The sequence below is a fragment of the Mycobacterium montefiorense genome (genome assembly GCF_003112775.1).
Taxonomy (GTDB): Bacteria; Actinomycetota; Actinomycetes; order Mycobacteriales; family Mycobacteriaceae; genus Mycobacterium; species Mycobacterium montefiorense.
The window spans coordinates 363673-380841 of sequence record NZ_BFCH01000017.1 but is presented as its reverse complement, the minus strand read 5'-3'; the positions used below and the strand labels follow the sequence as shown (position 1 = coordinate 380841).

Genomic DNA, 17169 nt, shown 5'->3' with positions numbered 1-17169 from the left:
GGCAGCACAAACGGGGGCGGAGCGGGTGGGTCGGCGGGTGCGGCAACCACGCCGGGATCGCCTGGAGCCGGCTCCGGATCCGCCATGGCGGGGCCGGTGCCCAGCACCAAAGAAGCGGCGACACCGGCTGCGCTCAGAGCCGCGAAGAGGCTTGCCCTCGTCCAGCCCGACATATGCATACCTCCAGTCAGTAGCTGGATCCAGTGTGGCACAGCGACCTGGCCAGCTACCTATTTCGCGCCGGGCGCAACACCGTTCAGGGACGCAATTGTGGGGTGTGAACTGCCCAGTCTAGGAATCGAGTGAGCTTGACGGGGCAACGTCCAGCACCCGTCTGTTGACCGCGATGCCGGCCAGCGCGATACCCATCAAACCCGCGGACGCGGTGAGCATCGTCGCCACGCTGTGCTCGTACAGCAAGCCACCGGAAAGAGAGCCGGCCATGATGCCGACCTGAAACGCCGTGACGTACAGACCAGACGCTCCGTCGGGGTCGTCGGCCCCATTGCGCATCGCGGCGGATTGCATCATCGGCGACACCGCGGTGGCCATGGCACCCCACAACACGATCGCCGCGGTCCCGATCAGCGCCGTCGCCACCGTCGTGGTCCGGTCGCCGAACGCCAGCGCGGTCAGCACCACGAACGCGGCGGTCAGTCCCGCCATGCACAGAATGACGGCGCCCCGCGGCCGGCGGTCCAGTGGCCGCGCCACCAATGACACCGATAGCAGACCGGCTAAGCCGTAGGCGGCCAGCAACCAGGCCTGGTTGGGCCCGCGCACGCCGACGACGTCACGGATGATGACCGAGATGTAGGTATAGGAAACGAAATGGCCGGTGACCGCGACCATCGCGAGCAAGCTCACCGTGATCAGTCGCGGGTTGCGGTGATGGCGCGACCGCGGACCGACGCAGGCCAGCTGGCCCTCGGTGAGCACCATTTCCGGCAACATCACCCTAGCGGCGACGGTGACGATGGCCGCCGCGACGGTGACGCACACGACCGCCAGCCGCCAGCCCCACATCAGGCTCAATGCCGCGGTGAGGGGGCTACCGATCACCAGCGCCAGGCTGGTCCCGACATAGATTGAGGTGGTCGCGCGTCCCGCATGGCTGGCCGGCACCAGCCGGGTGGCTATCGGGGCGATGACCGCCCACAGCAGGCCGTGGGTGACCGCGCACAGCACCCGCCCTGCGGCCAGTACCGCGAAGTTGGGCGCCAGCGCCGAGATCACCTGCGATACCGTCAGGCAGGTCAGGCTGAGCATCAGCGCGCGGCGTCGCGGCCAATGTGCGGTCCAGCGCACCAGCGGAACCGTCGTCAGGGCCGCGACCAGGGCATACCAGGTCAGCAGGGTTCCGACATAGACGACACTGACGTGTAGATCCCGGGAGATCGCGGACAGCGCGCCAACCGGCAAAATCTCGGCCGTGACATAGATGAAGGCCGCCGCGGCCAGCACCGCCAGCTGGGCGGCGATCCGTGGTGTCCACGTTCGCGCAGTGGCGGCGGCTGTTCCGGTTTCGGAAGTCATGGCGTGGGATACGGTATCGGCCTGGCTCCCCATTTCCTGGGTTGTCGTGCCTAATGCGATCACACTGCCTTACCGTACGCACCACAACAACGGGTTCGGCCAACTTAGGACCGCAAAACCGGTCTCAACTACGTCACCAATCAGGAACGAACAAGACGCGCGATCGCGGCCGATGCCTCGGCCAGTTTGGCTTGAGCCTTTTCCGGGGCCTGGGGCCCCTCCTCTGCGACCGCCCGGGTCACGCAATGGCCCAGGTGCTCGTCCAGCAGGTTCAGCGCCACCGATCGCATCGCGCTGTTCACGGCGCTGATCTGGGTAAGGACGTCAATGCAGTACTTGTCATCCTCGATCATCTTCGCGATGCCGCGCACCTGGCCCTCGATGCGCCGCAGCCGCTTGGCGTAATTGTCTTTCTGCTGCGAATAGCCATGTGGAGTCGTCATCTCGGTCCCTCAAGCCCCTCTCACTACACACCCAGCACCGGCGGCAGGTCGATGTCCACGATACCCTATACCCCAGCGGGGTATAACCGGTGAAAATTCGCTTGTCATCCCCGCGCATACTTGGTCAATGGCCCTGGACACCCACTCGGCAGTCGCCGACATCAAACCACGCAGTCGTGACGTCACCGACGGTCTGGAGAAGACCGCCGCCCGGGGCATGCTACGGGCGGTAGGCATGGATGACGAGGACTTCGCCAAGCCACAGATCGGGGTCGCTTCGTCGTGGAACGAGATCACGCCGTGCAACCTGTCGCTGGACCGGCTGGCCAAGGCCGTCAAGGAGGGGGTGTTCTCGGCCGGCGGCTATCCGCTCGAGTTCGGCACCATCTCGGTCTCCGACGGCATCTCGATGGGCCACGAGGGCATGCATTTCTCGCTGGTGTCCCGCGAGGTGATCGCGGACAGTGTCGAGACCGTCATGCAGGCCGAACGCCTCGACGGCTCGGTGCTGCTGGCCGGGTGTGACAAGTCGCTGCCCGGCATGCTGATGGCCGCCGCCCGCCTGGACCTGGCCTCAGTGTTCCTCTACGCGGGCTCGATCCTGCCGGGCGTGGCCAAGCTCTCCGACGGCAGTGAGCGCGAGGTGACGATCATCGACGCGTTCGAGGCCGTGGGCGCGTGCTCGCGCGGACTGATGTCGCGCGAGGACGTCGACGCGATCGAGCGGGCGATCTGCCCCGGCGAAGGCGCTTGCGGCGGCATGTACACCGCCAACACGATGGCCAGCGCCGCCGAGGCGCTAGGCATGTCGATACCCGGCAGCGCGGCGCCGCCGGCGACCGACCGCCGCCGCGACGGCTTCGCCCGGCGCAGCGGCCAGGCCGTCATCGAACTACTGCGCCGCGGGATCACCGCCCGCGACATCCTCACCAAGGAGGCGTTCGAGAACGCGATCGCGGTGGTGATGGCGTTCGGCGGCTCGACCAACGCGGTGCTGCATCTGCTGGCCATCGCCCACGAGGCCGAAGTCGAGCTCACACTCGAGGACTTCAGCCGGATCGGGTCCAAGGTGCCGCACCTGGCCGACGTCAAGCCGTTTGGCCGGCACGTGATGTCGCACGTGGACCACATCGGCGGCGTCCCCGTGATGATGAAGGCACTGTTGGACGCGGGGCTGATGCACGGCGACTGCCTGACGGTGACCGGCAAGACGGTGGCCGAGAACCTGGCCACCATCGACCCGCCCGACCCGGACGGCAAGGTGCTGCGCGCGATGGGTGACCCGATCCACCCGACGGGCGGAATCACCATCCTGCGCGGAACCCTGGCGCCCGAGGGCGCGGTGGTCAAGTCGGCCGGTTTCGATTCGGACGTTTTCGAGGGCACCGCAAGGGTTTTCGACGGCGAACGGGCGGCGCTGGATGCGCTCGAGGACGGCACCATCACCAAGGGCGACGCGGTGGTGATCCGTTACGAGGGCCCCAAGGGCGGACCCGGGATGCGTGAAATGCTGGCCATCACCGGCGCGATCAAAGGTGCGGGGCTCGGTAAAGACGTGCTGCTGCTCACCGACGGCCGGTTCTCCGGCGGCACCACCGGCCTGTGCGTGGGACACGTCGCGCCCGAGGCGGTCGACGCCGGGCCGATCGCGTTCCTGCGCGATGGTGACCGAATCCGGCTCGACGTCGCCGGTGGCACCCTTGACGTGCTGGCCGACCCGGACGAATTCGATTCTCGGCAAGAGGGTTTCACGCCTCCACCGCCGCGCTACAAGACCGGCGTGCTGGCCAAGTACGTCAAGCTGGTCAGCTCGGCCGCGATCGGCGCAGTCTGCGGCTAGCCCGACGACAGCCGAAATTACTCGGCCAGGCAGAGTGAATTACTGCCTGGCTCAGCGGGTTTCGTCGCTAAGCGTGCGTAGCGGCGCGGGTGCGCATGCCGAAGTAGGTGGCATTGAGACCCAGGAACGTCATCAATGCACCTGCGACCACATTCGACCAGATCATGCCCGAAGTCATCGCAACGCCCGGCACGACCCACGGCGACACGATGACCCACACGCCCAGCACCGGCAGCGTCCAGGTCATCCCGTGCGCCCGGTCCAGTGCCGTCGCGAACCCGTATGCCAGGAACGCCAACGCGATCCCGACGATGAGGTCAGACGTGGCGAGCGATGCCGTCCCACTGAATCCGACGATCCACGGTGACGCAGCGACATACAGGCCGGTTAGCAAGGCTAGACCGAACGTGAAATGCGCACTCATCGACTCGGCGACGCGTTCGTAGCGCGCCCGCAGGGCCAACAAGTCCGGGTGGTGATCGATTGATGAATGGACTGTACTCATTTTGCGACCTTTCTGTCATGCAGCAAGCGCGTTATGCAACAAGCACTCTGGGCAAGCTGCGACCATCCATCTTTTTCCAGATTACGCCTGATCACGGGGTATCAGCAACGAGAATCGGTGCCGCTGAACAACGGCGAAACAGCCTGTTTTCCGTCGGGCTAGAACGCCTTCACCGACGCGATCGCAAAACCGTCCCAGTGCTTGGCACCGACCGTCTGGATCACCGCGGTGTCCAGCCGCGAGTGCTCGCCCATCGCCTGCAAGGTCTGACGCGTCGCGACAATCCTGGCGTCATCGGATTCCGGCGACAGAATCCCGCCTTCGCGAATGACGTTGTCTACCAAAATGAGTGCGCCGGGACGGGCCAGCCTGACCGCCCATTGCAGATATTCGACATAGTGCTCCTTGTCGGCATCGATGAACACCAAGTCGAACGGATCACCGGTCACGGTCGGCAAGGTCTCCAGCGCCGCGCCGACTATCACCTGCACCCGATCGGCGACACCGGCCCGCTTCAGATTGGCTCGGGCGACCTCGGCGTGCATGGGCTCGTACTCCAGCGTCACCACCTGTCCGTGCGGTCCCGCCCCACGCGCCAGCCAAATCGTGCTGAAACCGGCCAGGGTGCCGATCTCGAGAATGCGGCGCGCGCCAATGGCACCGGCCAGCAAGGATAGGAACTTGCCCTGCTGCCAGGACACGGCGATCTGAGGTAACCCGGCCGCGTCGCTCGACTCCTGCGCCGCGGACAACGCCGGGTCGTCACCGATGACTGTGCTGTCCAAAAAGGCATCGACATCTTGCGGGGTGGGTTTGCCGGTCATGCGATCAACGCTAGCCGCGGGCGCGCCAGATTGTCGTCGCACCTGTTCACGCACCGGATGGATAACAACCACCCGGCGTGGCCTTTACCAGATACCCGTATGGGGTATACATTGATCTTGGTGGTCCGCTCAGCGGGCAACCAGTCCGAAAAGTAACCACTGGATTGCGGTGTGTGCACCGGAATCCAACTAACGACAAGGGTGATTGAGATGGCGCACTATGACGAGGGGACTCTACTGACCTGCGGTCACGACGGGTGTGGTTGTCGCGTCCGCATCGAGGTCGGATGCCATTGCTCCGGCACGGAAGAGGACTATCGCTGCACCTGCGGCGAAGCATTGGTGCCCGTCAAGTAAGCAGCTGCAGGCCGGTCGTTGCGTTCGAGTTGCCGATCAGCGCGCGAACGCACGACCGGCCAGCTCGACCTCGGCCGCCGGCCCTAATGCGACCGCCGAGGCAGCCACCGCCACCGTGTGGCGGCCCGGTGTGATCCGCCAGCTTTGCGCACCGCCGTCGTAACGCGCGAGCAGGCGCGGGTCCGCCGTGATGGTTACCCGGCACGTCGCGCCCGGGTCCAGCTCGACCCGCTCGAATCCCAGCAACCGCAGGCCTTGCTCACCGAGCGAGGTCAGATACAGCTGCGGAACGTCGGCCCCGCTGCGATCGCCGGTATTGACGACGCTGAAGCTCGCGGTAACGGTTTCACCGCCGGTGACCACCAAGTCGCGGTACTCAAAGCTGGTGTAGGACAAGCCATGACCGAACGCGAACAATGGCACGCGATTCCTGCCGGCGAACCACCGGTAGCCGACCTCGGCCCCTTCGAAGTAGTCGATCGTGGTTGGTGTCCCCCACCCGCAGCCGAGGTCGGTCAGCTGCGGGCGCGGGGTCTGATCGAGATCCGCCGGGAACGTGATCGGTAGCCGCCCCGACGGATTGACTTGGCCGGCAACAATCTCCGCGATCGCTTGGCCGCCGGCCTGGCCCGGATACCAGGCCTGCACGATCGCGTTTGCCGAGTCTCGCCACGGCATGGCCACCGGGTTGCCGGTCTCCAGCACCACCACGGTGTTCGGGTTGGCGGCCGCAACCGCGGCGATCACGGCGTCCTGGCCCCACGGCAGCGATAGGTCGGCACCGTCGAATCCCTCACCTTCGACCCGGATCCCGAACACGATCGCGATATCGGCCCGGCGCGCGGCCACTACCGCCTCCCCGGGGCTGAGACCGGGATCAAATTCGATCTGCGCGTTGGGAAATAACTTGCGCAGCTCGTCGACCGGGCTGGACGGCAACAGGTAGAGATTTCGGGTGCCACCGGTCAGGCCCGGCCCGCCGATCGGGACAACGTGTGCGTAGCCGCCAGGTGGAACGACGGCACTCGACCCGCAGCCGATCGGCACACCGAACTGCGCGTAGCCCCCGATGACGGCGATGCGGGCATCCGGCGCCAGCGGCAGCACCCCACGGTTTTGCAGCAACACGGTTCCCTGCCGCGCGATCTGCAGCGCAATCTGGTTGTGCGCGTCCATATCCGGTTCGGGCGCGACTCCTTCCCGGTCTAGTCCGACCGCGAACATCGACCGTAAGATCCGCCGAACCATGTCGGACAGGCGGTCTTTGGGGAACCGGCCGTCGGCGTAGGCCGATCGCAGGGGTTCGGTGAATGCCCCGGATTGCCAGAACACGGTGTCGATCTGGGCGCCGCATTCCTGGTCCAACCCGTGCAGAGCACACTCCCAGCTGGGCGTGGCACCCCAGTCCGACATGACCCAACCGCGGTAGCCCCACACCCCTTTCAGCACATCGTTGAGCAACAGCCGGTTCGCCGACGAGTATTCACCGTTGACCTTGTTGTAGGCCGTCATGACCGCGCCGGGTTGCGATCGCTCGATGGCGATCTCGAAAGCCAGCAAGTCGGATTCGCGATGCGCGTCGGGAGCGATGATCGCGTCCAGCCAGTGCCGGTTTGTCTCGTTGCAGTTCAGCGAATAGTGCTTGACCGTCGAGATGACGCCGTGTTGGTGAATCCCGTTGACCGACTCGGCGGCGATCGTTGCGGTCAAAAGCGGGTCTTCCGAGACATATTCGAAGTTGCGGCCGTTTCGCGGGTCGCGGGCCAGGTTCATCGCGCCGGCCAGTTGCACATTGAACCCGCGACTGCGTGCCTCACGCCCGATCACCTCTCCCGCGGCGCGCGCGAGAGCGGGATCGAAACCGGCGGCCAGCGCCAACCCGGCCGGCAGCGCGGTGGCGGTGTCACCCGGCCGGTAGCCGGGATTGGTGACTCCGAGCCCGGCATCGCTCATCCGCAGCGCGGGGATACCAAGACGGGGGATTGCGGGCACGTATCCGGCACTCATCGGGGTGCCGGCCGGGATGCGGTCATCCGGCAGCGGCCACAGTTCCGAGACCCCCATTACCGCGACCAGTAGCGAAAACCGCTCGTCGTCCGTCATTTGGCTCTCGATGTCACGCGCCCGGGCGTCCGGGTCGTCTAGTTCGCCCATTTCACACCCTCTTTGGCGTAGACCACCCGCAGCACGTGCCCTAGTTCTGGCCCCATCACCAGCTCAGCCAGCGTGCAGATCGTGTCGACAAACTCCGGCCCGTGCGCCGGCTGTGCCTGGCACAGGTGGTGTGCCACTTCATGCAGTACCACCAGCTCGCGTAGTGCCCAGTCGGCGGTATCACGGTCGGGAACCGCGATGATCCCTAAGTCATCATAGTTTTCGTAATGCGCGGCGGTAGCCGCGCGCCGCGATCGCACTCTCAGCGGCAACACCTCGGGCCAGCGGTCTCGCACCGCCGGTAGCGCAAGCACCTGGTCAACATAGCGCTGCGCGGACGCCACGGAACCGAACCGCGCTTCCGGCGGCAGCGTCAACTGCGTGCCGAAGAACTCCACGGCCGACGATTGGTGCTCGGCGGCCCGGTCGAACAGCGTGCGGACGAACTCCTCAGCCGCATACACCTTGGAGCGCTGGGAATCCCGCTTCGGCGCAGCCCCCGTCCTCACGTGCCCAGCGCGCTCCGCGCTCCGGGCAACTCGGAACTGTTGCCGAGCCGCGCCCGCTTGCCGGCCCGATCACCCGCGCGCCGTGCTGCCGACGAATACCCCGCCGTCGCTCGGCTGACTTGGTAGGTGCCGCGGGCTTTGGACGCCTTGCGGTAGTGGTCGTGTAGCTCGACATCTTTGTCCCGCAAGGCGATAGCGGTACCGGGCCGACGGCTGCGGTCCCTGGTCGCCTCGCGTCGGACCTCTTCGCGCGCCTCGCTCAACCGGTGACCGACGCGAGCCCCGAAGGCCAGCTGAAAGTTGAGCCGGGCGGTGATCGTCGGGGTGGGCCGGTGCGCACCGGAGCCGAGATAGGAATCCGAGGCCCGCACCATCTGCACAACCAGGCTGGCGTACAGGGCGTGGCTGGCGTCGATGTCTTCGGTGAACCCGTAGGCGTAGACAAACGTCGAATTCGACGCCACGTCGCAGCGCACGTCGTTGGCCGACGCGATCAGCACGAAGAGCTGCACGTAGGTCCGCAGTCCCTTGGTGCCGGCCGTCCCGATCGTGATGGTCCGCTGGGTCGGCGCCTGCGCGGCCGAGCGGTTGGACGAATGTGATCGCGCGACCGCCAAGTCGATGGACGCCGCTGTCGCCAATCGCTGCGCGGCGGTCATAAAGGCGTCGGCCTCGTGCGTGTTGTCGGTGCCTTCGGCCTGACGCAGCAGCGCGGCGATGCGCGCCAACATTTTGTCGTCGGTCATAGCGCCAAACTACGGGAGCGATCCGACACTGCGTCGGTGGCAGAGCCTAGAGCCGGTCGGTGATCCACGAGACGACATCGCCCAGCACCTGGTCGCGCTCGGGCTCGTTGAAGACCTCGTGGAAAAGCCCCGGATACACCTTCAGCGTGACGTCGGTCGATCCCACACATTCGACCAGTCGGCGGCTGCCGGCGACGGGCACCAGGCGATCACATTCCCCGTGCACCACCAGCAGCGGCGCGGTCAGTGCCGGTGCCCGCTGCGGCATGGTCTCGCCGACCGCGAGCATCGCCCGGCCCACTCCGAACGGGACCTTTCCGTGGTAGACGAGCGGATCAGCCTTGTAGGCCGCCACCACCTCGGGGTCACGAGAGATGGCGTCGACGTCGAGGTCCTGCACCGGGACGCCGGGCAGCACGGCACCGAGGACTTTGGCGGCGAACACCATCACCGCGGGCACCTGATCCTGGGCGGCCACCAACGGCCCCGACAGCACCATCAGGTCGTAGTTGTCCGGGCGCTCGACGCCGTAGGCGAAGACGATCCCGCCACCCATGCTGTGCCCCAGCACGATGCACTTGAGGCCGGGGTGTTCGCGCGTGGCGATACCGACCAGGGTGTCGAAATCGGCGGTGTACTCCGAGACGTCGCGAACCAGCATGCGCTTGCCGCCGGAGCGGCCGTGTCCGCGGTGGTCCAGGGCGTAGGTGACCAGTCCGGCCTCGGCGAAGCGCTGCGCGACGTGGTCATAGCGGCGGGCATACTCTCCGAGACCGTGCGACAGCACCACCACGGCTCGCGGCGGTGCATCCGGCGTCCAGACGTCGTACACGATACGCACGCCGCCGAGGCCGTCGAAATTCCGTTCAGTACGGGTCATGGCGCGTCCTAGTCATTAGGGGCAGCGTAATGGCTCCTGGGGAGCTGTGGTCCGCGGCTCTGCGTAGGCTCATTCGGGTGAGTGTGCTCGCGGAGAACTCCGACGACGCAGAACTCCCCGCCGCGGGCGGGGGCCACGGCGATTTCTCAGCCCATGCCGAGCCGTATCGCCGCGAATTGCTGGCGCACTGCTATCGGATGACCGGGTCCCTGCACGACGCGGAAGACCTGGTCCAGGAGACGCTGTTGCGGGCGTGGAAGGCCTACGACCGGTTCGAAGGCAAGTCGTCGATACGCACCTGGCTGCACCGCATCGCCACCAACACCTGCCTGACCGCGCTTGAAGGCCGGGCCCGACGGCCGTTGCCCACCGGGCTGGGCGGACCCAGCTCGGATCCGACCGCCGAGCTGGTGGAACGCCGCGAGGTGCCGTGGCTGGAGCCGCTGCCCGACCTGACCGAGGACCCGGCCGACCCGTCCGTCATCGTGGGCTCGCGCGAGTCGGTGCGGTTGGCGTTTGTCGCTGCGCTGCAGCATCTCTCGCCCCGTCAGCGAGCGGTACTGCTGCTGCGCGACGTGCTGCAGTGGAAGGCCGCCGAAGTGGCCGACGCGGTCGGGACCACCACGACTGCGGTCAACAGCCTGCTGCAGCGGGCTCGATCCCAGCTGGAAACCGTGGGGCCGCGCGCGAATGACCGGCTGGCGGCGCCGGATTCGACCGAAGCCCAAGACCTGCTGGCCCGCTACATCGCCGCGTTCGAGTCCTATGACATCGACCGGCTGGTGGAACTGTTCACCGCCGAGGCGGTCTGGGAGATGCCGCCGTACACCGGTTGGTACCAGGGCGCACCGGCCATCATCACCCTGATTCACCAACAGTGCCCCGCCGAATTGCCGGGCGATATGCGAATGATTCCGCTGGTCGCCAACGGACAACCCGCCGCGGCGATGTACCTGCGGGCCGGCGCTGCGCACGTGCCGTTTCAGCTGCATGTGCTCGACGTCCGCAACGACGGGGTGTCGCATGTGGTTGCATTCCTGGACAACGCGTTGTTCACGAAGTTTGGGCTGCCCCCATCCCTGTGACGGGGTAGATCCCGATCGGTGAGAAGGGTGTAGCCCATGACGGAGTCCCCCAGCATCACGCCGGTTCCCGGCAGGCCACTCTTATTGCTGGGCGGGTTTGACGTCGGCGACCTGGGCTACGTCGCCGAGGAGTTCTTCGTCTCCGGAACGGCCACTTCGTACCAGCCGGCTGCCGAGTTGGGTCCCGACGGCCGGTGGTCCGTAACACCTTCGGGAAGCGCCGATTACACGACCAGGGTGGTGGTGCTGACGCCGTCCGATCAAACCCGGTTCAACGGGACCGTGCTGGTCGAGTGGCTCAACGTCAGTGGCGGCATCGATGCTCCGGCGGTGTGGATGATGGCGCACCGCGAGATCGTCCGCGCCGGCTACGCCTATGTCGGGGTCTCGGCACAAAAGGTCGGGGTGGACGGCGGTGCCAGCCTGCTCGGCTTCGACATGTCACTCAAGAGTCAGGACCCGACGCGCTACGCACCGCTGAGCCACCCGGGTGACGCATTCTGTTATGACATGTTCTCGCAGACCGGAGCGCTCGCCAGCAGTGCAGACATCTTGCGCGGGTTGCACGCCGAACACGTTGTCGCCCTGGGCGAATCGCAGTCCGCGATGTTCCTCACCAGCTATGTCAACGCCGTCGACCCGCTCGCCGGAGTTTACGACGGTTTTCTGGTGCATTCCCGATTCGGTTCCGCCGCACCGCTGGACGGCGGCTCAGTCCTCGACGAATTGCAGGTGAACGTGCCGCAGGCGGTCAACTTCCGTTCAGACCTGCGCGTCCCACTCCTCACGATCATCACCGAAACCGACCTGTTCGGCGCGGTGCGGCACGGCTATTACTTCGCCCGGCAGCCCGATAACCAGTGGCTGCGGGTCTGGGAGATTCCGGGCGCCGCGCATGCCGACAACTACACGATCCAGGTAGCGCCGATCGATAACGGCGCGGCGCAGCTCGAGGACATCGTGGCCGCCTATGCGCCCACCAACATGCTGATGGGCCAGCAGCTCGACCACTACATCAACTTCGCCCCGCAGCACCACTATGTCGTGCAGGCAGCGATCGCCGCACTGAACACCTGGGTCCGCACCGGCGAGGCGGCACCGGCCGCCCCACCGATCGAGATGGGCGAAGCCGAACTGCCACAACCGATTCTGGATACCAACGGTCTCGCGAAAGGCGGTCTCCGGACGCCATGGGTGGACGTACCGCTGGCCCGGACGTCCGGTGACGGCGCCTGGGACAATTCCGCCGAGAACGTGATGTCGGCGATCTTCGGCTCCGGGGAGCCCTTCGACGAGGCCACGGTGCGCCGGCTCTACCCGGGCGGTTCCACCCAATATCTAGACAGCTTCAGCTCGGCGCTGGACACGGCCATCCGATCTCGCTTCATCCTGCCCGCGGACCGTGCCGAGATCCTCGAGCTGGCCGCCGCCACCTACCCCGACGGCGATTCATAAAGTCAGCCTTTACTTGTCGGCGGCCAGCACGTCGCGCACCGCAGCATCGACGGTGCTCAGTAGATCGGGATCCAAGCCCGAGCGGCCGCGCACCAGTATCGAGGCGCTGCTGGGCGCCGGCAGTCCCTCGGCCGGGCACAATCCGTCGGGAAGCTTGCCGATCTTCGGCAACAGCGCCAACCCGAGCCCCGACCGCACCGCGGCGTAAAGCCCGGCCAGATCACCGCATTCGGCGACGATCTCGTAGTCAACCCCGTGCTTGTCCAGCAGCGCGAAGGCCGGCTCGCGCAATGTGCACGGTTCGGCATAGATCACTAATGGCAGCGGATCAGCCCGTCGAATGGTGCAGGTCCGCGCTGAAACCCACTGCAGTGCAACGACTCCCGACGCATTAGCGCGATCCAGACCCGACCCGTCCAGCATGATCGCCAGGTCGACCAGACCCCGGTCGACCGCGTCCGCCAGCGAGACGTTGCGGTCCAGCCGGAAGCGCGGCCGCCGGTCGGGAAGCCGGTCGGCCAGTACGCTAGTCAGGGCGGGAAGCATCACGTCCGCGCCGTGTTCGGTGGCACCGACCGTCAGCACCCGCTGTTCGGTCGCGCCGAGATCGTCGAGCGCCGCGTCGTGCGCCGCCAATATCGTGCGCGCGTGCCGCAGCACCCGCTGACCGATCTCGGTGAACAAGACGCCGCGCCCGCAACGCTGGACCACCGGCTCGCCGAGCACGCTTTCGATCTTGCGCAGATGCTGACTGACCGCGGACTGACTGAGGTGCAGCGCGGCGGCGGCCCGGTGAAATCCGCCACAATCGGCGACCGCGACGAGGCTGCGCAGCGGCGCGATGTCCAGCACCTGGGCCATCCGACCACCGTAGTTCGATCAGCATCGATGATCAATTGCTGCGATAACGAGCCAGCTATCCCCGCTAAAAATGATCCAGCAATCAGAATCCGTGATCGATCTTGATCGCCAAAAATCGTTGGACGGAATAGCTGGGGGTTGGCGACCATGGGGAACATGCACTTGCCGCGCATGCCCTTGTCCACCGCCTCGGCGGTGACGTTTTTCTACGCGATCGGCTACCCGGTCGGCGCGCTCGCGGTGGCCGCCATGACGCCGATGGCTGTCTTGGTGCTGCGATTCGGCTTAGCCGCAATCGTTCTGGCGGCCTGGGCCCTGCTGGCCAGGTCGGCCTGGCCGCGCGGGGCTCAGTTCGGTCACGTCCTCGTCGCGGGTCTGTTGATCCAGGCCGTGCAGTTCTGCTGTCTCTACGAGGCGCTGCTGCTCGGAGCGTCGGCGGTGCTGTGTGCGGTGGTGATCGCGATGAACCCGGTCACCACGGCGATCCTGGGCGCGATGTTCCTGCGCGAGCGGCTTGGCTCGCTGCGGATCGCCGCCCTGGTCCTCGGCGTCGTCGCGGTGTTCGCGGCCTGCGCCAGACGGCTGCTGAGTACGCACGGCGTCGACCCGGTCCTGTCGCTGCTTGTGGCTGGGTTGCTTGGCCTTTCGGCCGGGGGGCGTGTACCAACAGCGGTTCTGCGCGGGTGTCGACTTTCGCACCATGAGCGCCGTGCAAAATGCCGTCGCGCTGCTGCCCGCGGCGGCGCTGGCGCTGCTCACGCCCTTCGCCGTGCACGACACGACCAACGCCGTTATCGCGGTCGGCGGCATGGTGCTGCTCAACGCCACGCTGGCGGTCAGCCTCTACCTGCGGGCCATCAGCCTGCACGGCGCCGCGGCGGTGGCGATGCTGTTCGCCGTCATCCCGGCGGCCGCAGCGGTGCTGACCTGGCTGATGCTCGGTCAGCGCCCCGACGTCGGCGTCGCGATCGGCCTGCTCGTCGGGGGCCTTGCGTGCTGGCTGAACAGCAAGGGAACCAGCCGGCATCGCGCCGCCACGCCAAGCGCTGCGCCGGTGACCGCGCCCGCGACAGCGCCGCCGGCGATGGTGAGTTGTTCCACGCGGTCGTCCGACAGCGGCTTCTAACGGCGCTTTAGAACAAGCGACTGTCGGGTGACGGGCCGTCGACCGCACGGACCAGGCCGGCGCCGGTGACCAGCGGCAGGTCGAGCGCGGACAGCAGCCCGGGCGCGGCCGCACACACCGCGGGGATGGCGTTGACCATGCGCGAGGAGCCCGCGATGCGCGCACCCAGATCGTGGTCATGGTCCTCGGCCATCTCGAACTCGCACCGCATGCTCGGCGAACCCTCGATCTCGACGCGATACACACCACGCCCGGATGCCGGACCGTAGCCAAGGTCCTTGGGCGCGATACCGATGTGCGGCTGCGGCCACTCTCCGGCGATATCGTCGCGCATTCGCGTCACGTGGTCGACGACGAAAGTGGGCTTTTCTGCGACATATCCGGTCAGCGTCGAGCGCATCGCCGCGATCGTTCCCGCCGCGATGTGCCCGGTGGGCGTGTCGAAGGACTCGGTGGCGGCGATGCGTTCGTTGCTCTCCTCGATGTTGTCGATCTTGACGCCCAGGCCCGCGGCGAGCTGATGCAGCACCGGGCCCCAGCCGAAGGTGAAGACTCCCGGCTGGGCGGCGAAAGCCGGATACTCCGGCGGCTTGCCAAATCCGAGGATCTCGTACACCGCGGCTCGATCCGGGTAGGTGGCGTAGTTGAACATCTCCGTCATCCGCACCGACTCGATGGCCCGGGATACTCCGGTAAGCACCAGTGGCAGAACATCATTGGCGAACCCGGAGTCGATGCCGGTGGTGAAGAACGACGCAGCCCCGTCCAGCGCCGCCTGGCGCAGCGGATCGGTGAAGGCCCCGTCGACGGCGTCGGGAAACACCAGCGGCACCACCGAACACGACACCACGTTTTTTCCGGCCCGCAGGATCGACACCATGTCCTCGATGGCCGCAACCGGCCGCAGGTTCGCGCCCGCGGCGTACACCACCACGTCGGCGTCGCCGGCGAGCATCGATGCCGGGTCCTGGGTGGCCACCACGCCCACGGGCGCGATTCCGCACAGCTCTCCGGCATCGCGGCCTCCTTTGGCGTCGCTGTGAACCACTAGATTCGTCAGCTGCAGCTCGGGGTGGTCGATCACGCCGCGCAGGGCAATGATGCCCATTGAACCCGGCCCCCAGACTCCCACCTTCAGCACGAGATTTCTCCTAATATTAGGATGATTATCCTTACATTTTGGACGGATGTTAGGGAGCTGGGCATGGGTACGTCAACCGCCAAGTCACCGCCCACCAGTCGGGTGATGGACGTGCTTGGCGCCCTGGCGGATTCACCGAACGGACGAACCTCGGCGGAGCTGGCGAAGGCGTGCGGGATCAGCACCTCGACCTGCGCCCTGGTGCTGGCCGAGCTGGAACGCCGGTCCTGGGTCACGCGCCGCGGGGACCGCCGCTATTGCCTGGGCAGCGGGCTGTTCGGACTGGTACATGGGCTACGAACGCAGTTCCCGCTACTGGACCGCGGGCGCGATGCCCTGGCCTATCTGCATGACACCCTCGGCGCGGGTTGCTCGATGTCGAAGATCGGTCGCCGTCACCTGACCACGGTTGACGCCGTCGGGCACGGTACCGACGGACAGCATGCCGTAGGTCAGCGCTTCCCGATCGATCCGCCGTTCGGGCTGGTTGCGATGGCTTGGCGCGACGAAGATTTCGTCGCCGCCTGGCTGCAGCGGGTGATGCCACGGTTGACCCGCACCGAAATCGCGCAGCATCAACGGGTACTCGCCGATATCCGGGCCCGCGGCTACGGCGCCTGGCGATTCGACGACACCCACCAATCGCTACACACCCGCCTGGCCGGAGTGCTCGCGTCGCTGGAGCCAACAGCACAGGTCACCCGGCAACTCACCACGCTGATGACGATGGTGACGCTGCAATCGATCACCGACTCACTCGAAACAGACTTGGCATCAACAGAATTCGTCGTCCTGCCGATCTTCGCCCAGGACCGGCAACCGGAATACCAGATCGAGATCCATCTGGGCGGTTCGCCGGGATTGCCCCTGGGTGCACTCGACACCGCGCTCACGCATGCGCAACACCTGCTCGGCGGCCCGATGGCCTGACCGGCGCTCGCGATTACCCTGAAGTCATGCCTGCCAATTCCGAGATTCGGCGCTCGGCCGACCGGGCCGTCACCACGACGCCATGGCTGAAATCCCGGCATTCGTTCTCGTTCGGCGACCACTATGAGCCGGACAACACCCACCATGGACTGCTCGTGGTCAACAACGATGACGTCGTGGCGCCGAATGCGGGTTTCGACACCCACGCTCATCGAGATATGGAGATCGTGACGTGGGTGCTGGAAGGTGAATTGACACACCAGGATTCCGCCGGCAATCACGGTGTGATCTATCCGGGTTTGGCGCAACGCATGTCGGCGGGCAGCGGAATCCAGCACTCGGAGCACAACGATTCCTCCACGCGTCCAGTGCATTTCGTTCAGATGTGGGTCATCCCCGATGAGGCCGGCATCTCCCCCGGCTACCAGCAGCACGAGATCGATGAGCAGGCGTTGCGCTCCGGCCTGGTGGTCATCGCGTCGGGGATACCCGGGTGCGGTGCCGCCATCACGCTGCACAACCGCAACGCGGCACTGCACGGGGCGCGGCTGCAACCCGGCGACACCGTCAGCGCGCCCGCCGCCCCGTTTGTGCATGTCTTCGTGCCACGCGGCCGGCTGCACCTGGATGGCACCGGCGAGCTGGCGCAAGGCGATGCGGCGCGGCTCACCGACGCCGATGGCACGCGGCTGACAGCGAGCGAACCGACGGACCTGCTGATCTGGGAGATGCACGCGAAGCTGGGCGGCTAGACCAATAGGGTGGGCATGACAGACA

The 17169-nt window shown here is 66.4% G+C and carries 15 protein-coding genes and 2 pseudogenes; 7 read left to right on the top strand and 10 right to left on the bottom strand.

The window, feature by feature from the left end:
• Positions 1-291: 291 nt before the first annotated feature.
• Positions 292-1536 (bottom strand): MFS transporter, encoded by a 1245-nt coding sequence (locus DB708_RS11765; protein ID WP_108922274.1) that lies wholly within the window; start codon positions 1534-1536, stop codon positions 292-294.
• A 140-nt stretch (positions 1537-1676) separates the two neighbouring features.
• Positions 1677-1979, bottom strand: coding sequence for a copper-sensing transcriptional repressor RicR (gene ricR / locus DB708_RS11760; RefSeq protein ID WP_108922084.1), 303 nt, complete (start codon positions 1977-1979; stop codon positions 1677-1679).
• A gap of 127 nt (positions 1980-2106) precedes the next feature.
• Here ricR and ilvD point away from each other — a divergent pair, with 127 nt between their 5' ends.
• Positions 2107-3819 carry a dihydroxy-acid dehydratase gene (ilvD, locus tag DB708_RS11755; protein WP_108922083.1) on the top strand — a complete coding sequence of 571 codons (1713 nt, stop codon included), beginning with the start codon at positions 2107-2109 and terminating at the stop codon, positions 3817-3819.
• Positions 3820-3886: 67 nt separating this feature from the next.
• On the opposite strand, the gene DB708_RS11750 is transcribed toward ilvD, so the two are convergent.
• Positions 3887-4324, bottom strand: a complete 438-nt coding sequence (locus tag DB708_RS11750; RefSeq protein ID WP_108922082.1) for an SPW repeat protein — start codon at positions 4322-4324, stop codon at positions 3887-3889.
• A gap of 158 nt (positions 4325-4482) precedes the next feature.
• Entirely contained in the window at positions 4483-5148 is a 666-nt protein-coding gene (locus tag DB708_RS11745; protein WP_108922081.1) for an O-methyltransferase, read from the bottom strand.
• A 201-nt stretch (positions 5149-5349) separates the two neighbouring features.
• On the opposite strand from DB708_RS11745, the gene mymT reads away from it, so the two are divergent.
• On the top strand, positions 5350-5505 hold the full coding sequence (mymT, locus tag DB708_RS27645; RefSeq protein ID WP_272889283.1) for a copper-binding metallothionein MymT: 156 nt from the start codon (positions 5350-5352) through the stop codon (positions 5503-5505).
• 36 nt (positions 5506-5541) lie between these two features.
• On the opposite strand, the gene DB708_RS11735 is transcribed toward mymT, so the two are convergent.
• The 4 genes from DB708_RS11735 to DB708_RS11720 are packed head-to-tail and all read right to left on the bottom strand — an operon-like array spanning position 5542 to position 9746.
• A complete protein-coding gene (locus tag DB708_RS11735) occupies positions 5542-7659 on the bottom strand; it encodes a beta-glucosidase (RefSeq protein ID WP_201263497.1) in 2118 nt (705 codons plus the stop codon).
• Positions 7647-8168, bottom strand: a complete 522-nt coding sequence (locus DB708_RS11730) for a TIGR04338 family metallohydrolase (RefSeq protein ID WP_108922079.1) — start codon at positions 8166-8168, stop codon at positions 7647-7649. The genes DB708_RS11735 and DB708_RS11730 overlap by 13 nt, the downstream gene beginning before the upstream one ends.
• The gene (locus tag DB708_RS11725; RefSeq protein ID WP_108922078.1) at positions 8165-8914 is read right to left on the bottom strand and encodes a DUF2786 domain-containing protein; all 750 of its coding nucleotides are present in this window, start codon (positions 8912-8914) and stop codon (positions 8165-8167) included. Before DB708_RS11725 ends, DB708_RS11730 begins: the two co-directional genes overlap by 4 nt.
• Before the next feature lie 46 nt (positions 8915-8960).
• Positions 8961-9746, bottom strand: a complete 786-nt coding sequence (locus DB708_RS11720; RefSeq protein WP_235616745.1) for an alpha/beta hydrolase — start codon at positions 9744-9746, stop codon at positions 8961-8963.
• 1 nt (position 9747) lies between these two features.
• Between DB708_RS11720 and DB708_RS11715 the strand changes: the two are divergent.
• Positions 9748-10879: pseudogene (locus DB708_RS11715) on the top strand (sigma-70 family RNA polymerase sigma factor).
• Positions 10880-10915: 36 nt separating this feature from the next.
• The gene (locus DB708_RS11710; protein WP_108922075.1) at positions 10916-12334 is read left to right on the top strand and encodes an alpha/beta hydrolase domain-containing protein; all 1419 of its coding nucleotides are present in this window, start codon (positions 10916-10918) and stop codon (positions 12332-12334) included.
• Between the two features lie 9 nt (positions 12335-12343).
• On the opposite strand, the gene DB708_RS11705 is transcribed toward DB708_RS11710, so the two are convergent.
• The gene (locus tag DB708_RS11705) at positions 12344-13195 is read right to left on the bottom strand and encodes a LysR family transcriptional regulator (protein WP_108922074.1); all 852 of its coding nucleotides are present in this window, start codon (positions 13193-13195) and stop codon (positions 12344-12346) included.
• Positions 13196-13366: 171 nt separating this feature from the next.
• On the opposite strand from DB708_RS11705, the pseudogene DB708_RS11700 reads away from it, so the two are divergent.
• Positions 13367-14321 (top strand): annotated as a pseudogene (locus DB708_RS11700) (DMT family transporter).
• Positions 14322-14328: 7 nt separating this feature from the next.
• Here the strand turns inward: DB708_RS11700 and DB708_RS11695 are convergent.
• Positions 14329-15462, bottom strand: coding sequence for an NAD(P)H-dependent amine dehydrogenase family protein (locus DB708_RS11695; RefSeq protein ID WP_108922073.1), 1134 nt, complete (start codon positions 15460-15462; stop codon positions 14329-14331).
• Positions 15463-15525: 63 nt separating this feature from the next.
• Here DB708_RS11695 and DB708_RS11690 point away from each other — a divergent pair, with 63 nt between their 5' ends.
• Together DB708_RS11690 and DB708_RS11685 are read left to right on the top strand one after the other, a co-directional pair.
• Positions 15526-16392: a MarR family transcriptional regulator gene (locus tag DB708_RS11690; protein WP_235616733.1), complete on the top strand. Its 867-nt coding sequence runs from the start codon at positions 15526-15528 to the stop codon at positions 16390-16392.
• A gap of 26 nt (positions 16393-16418) precedes the next feature.
• Positions 16419-17144 (top strand): pirin family protein, encoded by a 726-nt coding sequence (locus DB708_RS11685; protein ID WP_108922072.1) that lies wholly within the window; start codon positions 16419-16421, stop codon positions 17142-17144.
• Positions 17145-17169: the final 25 nt, after the last annotated feature.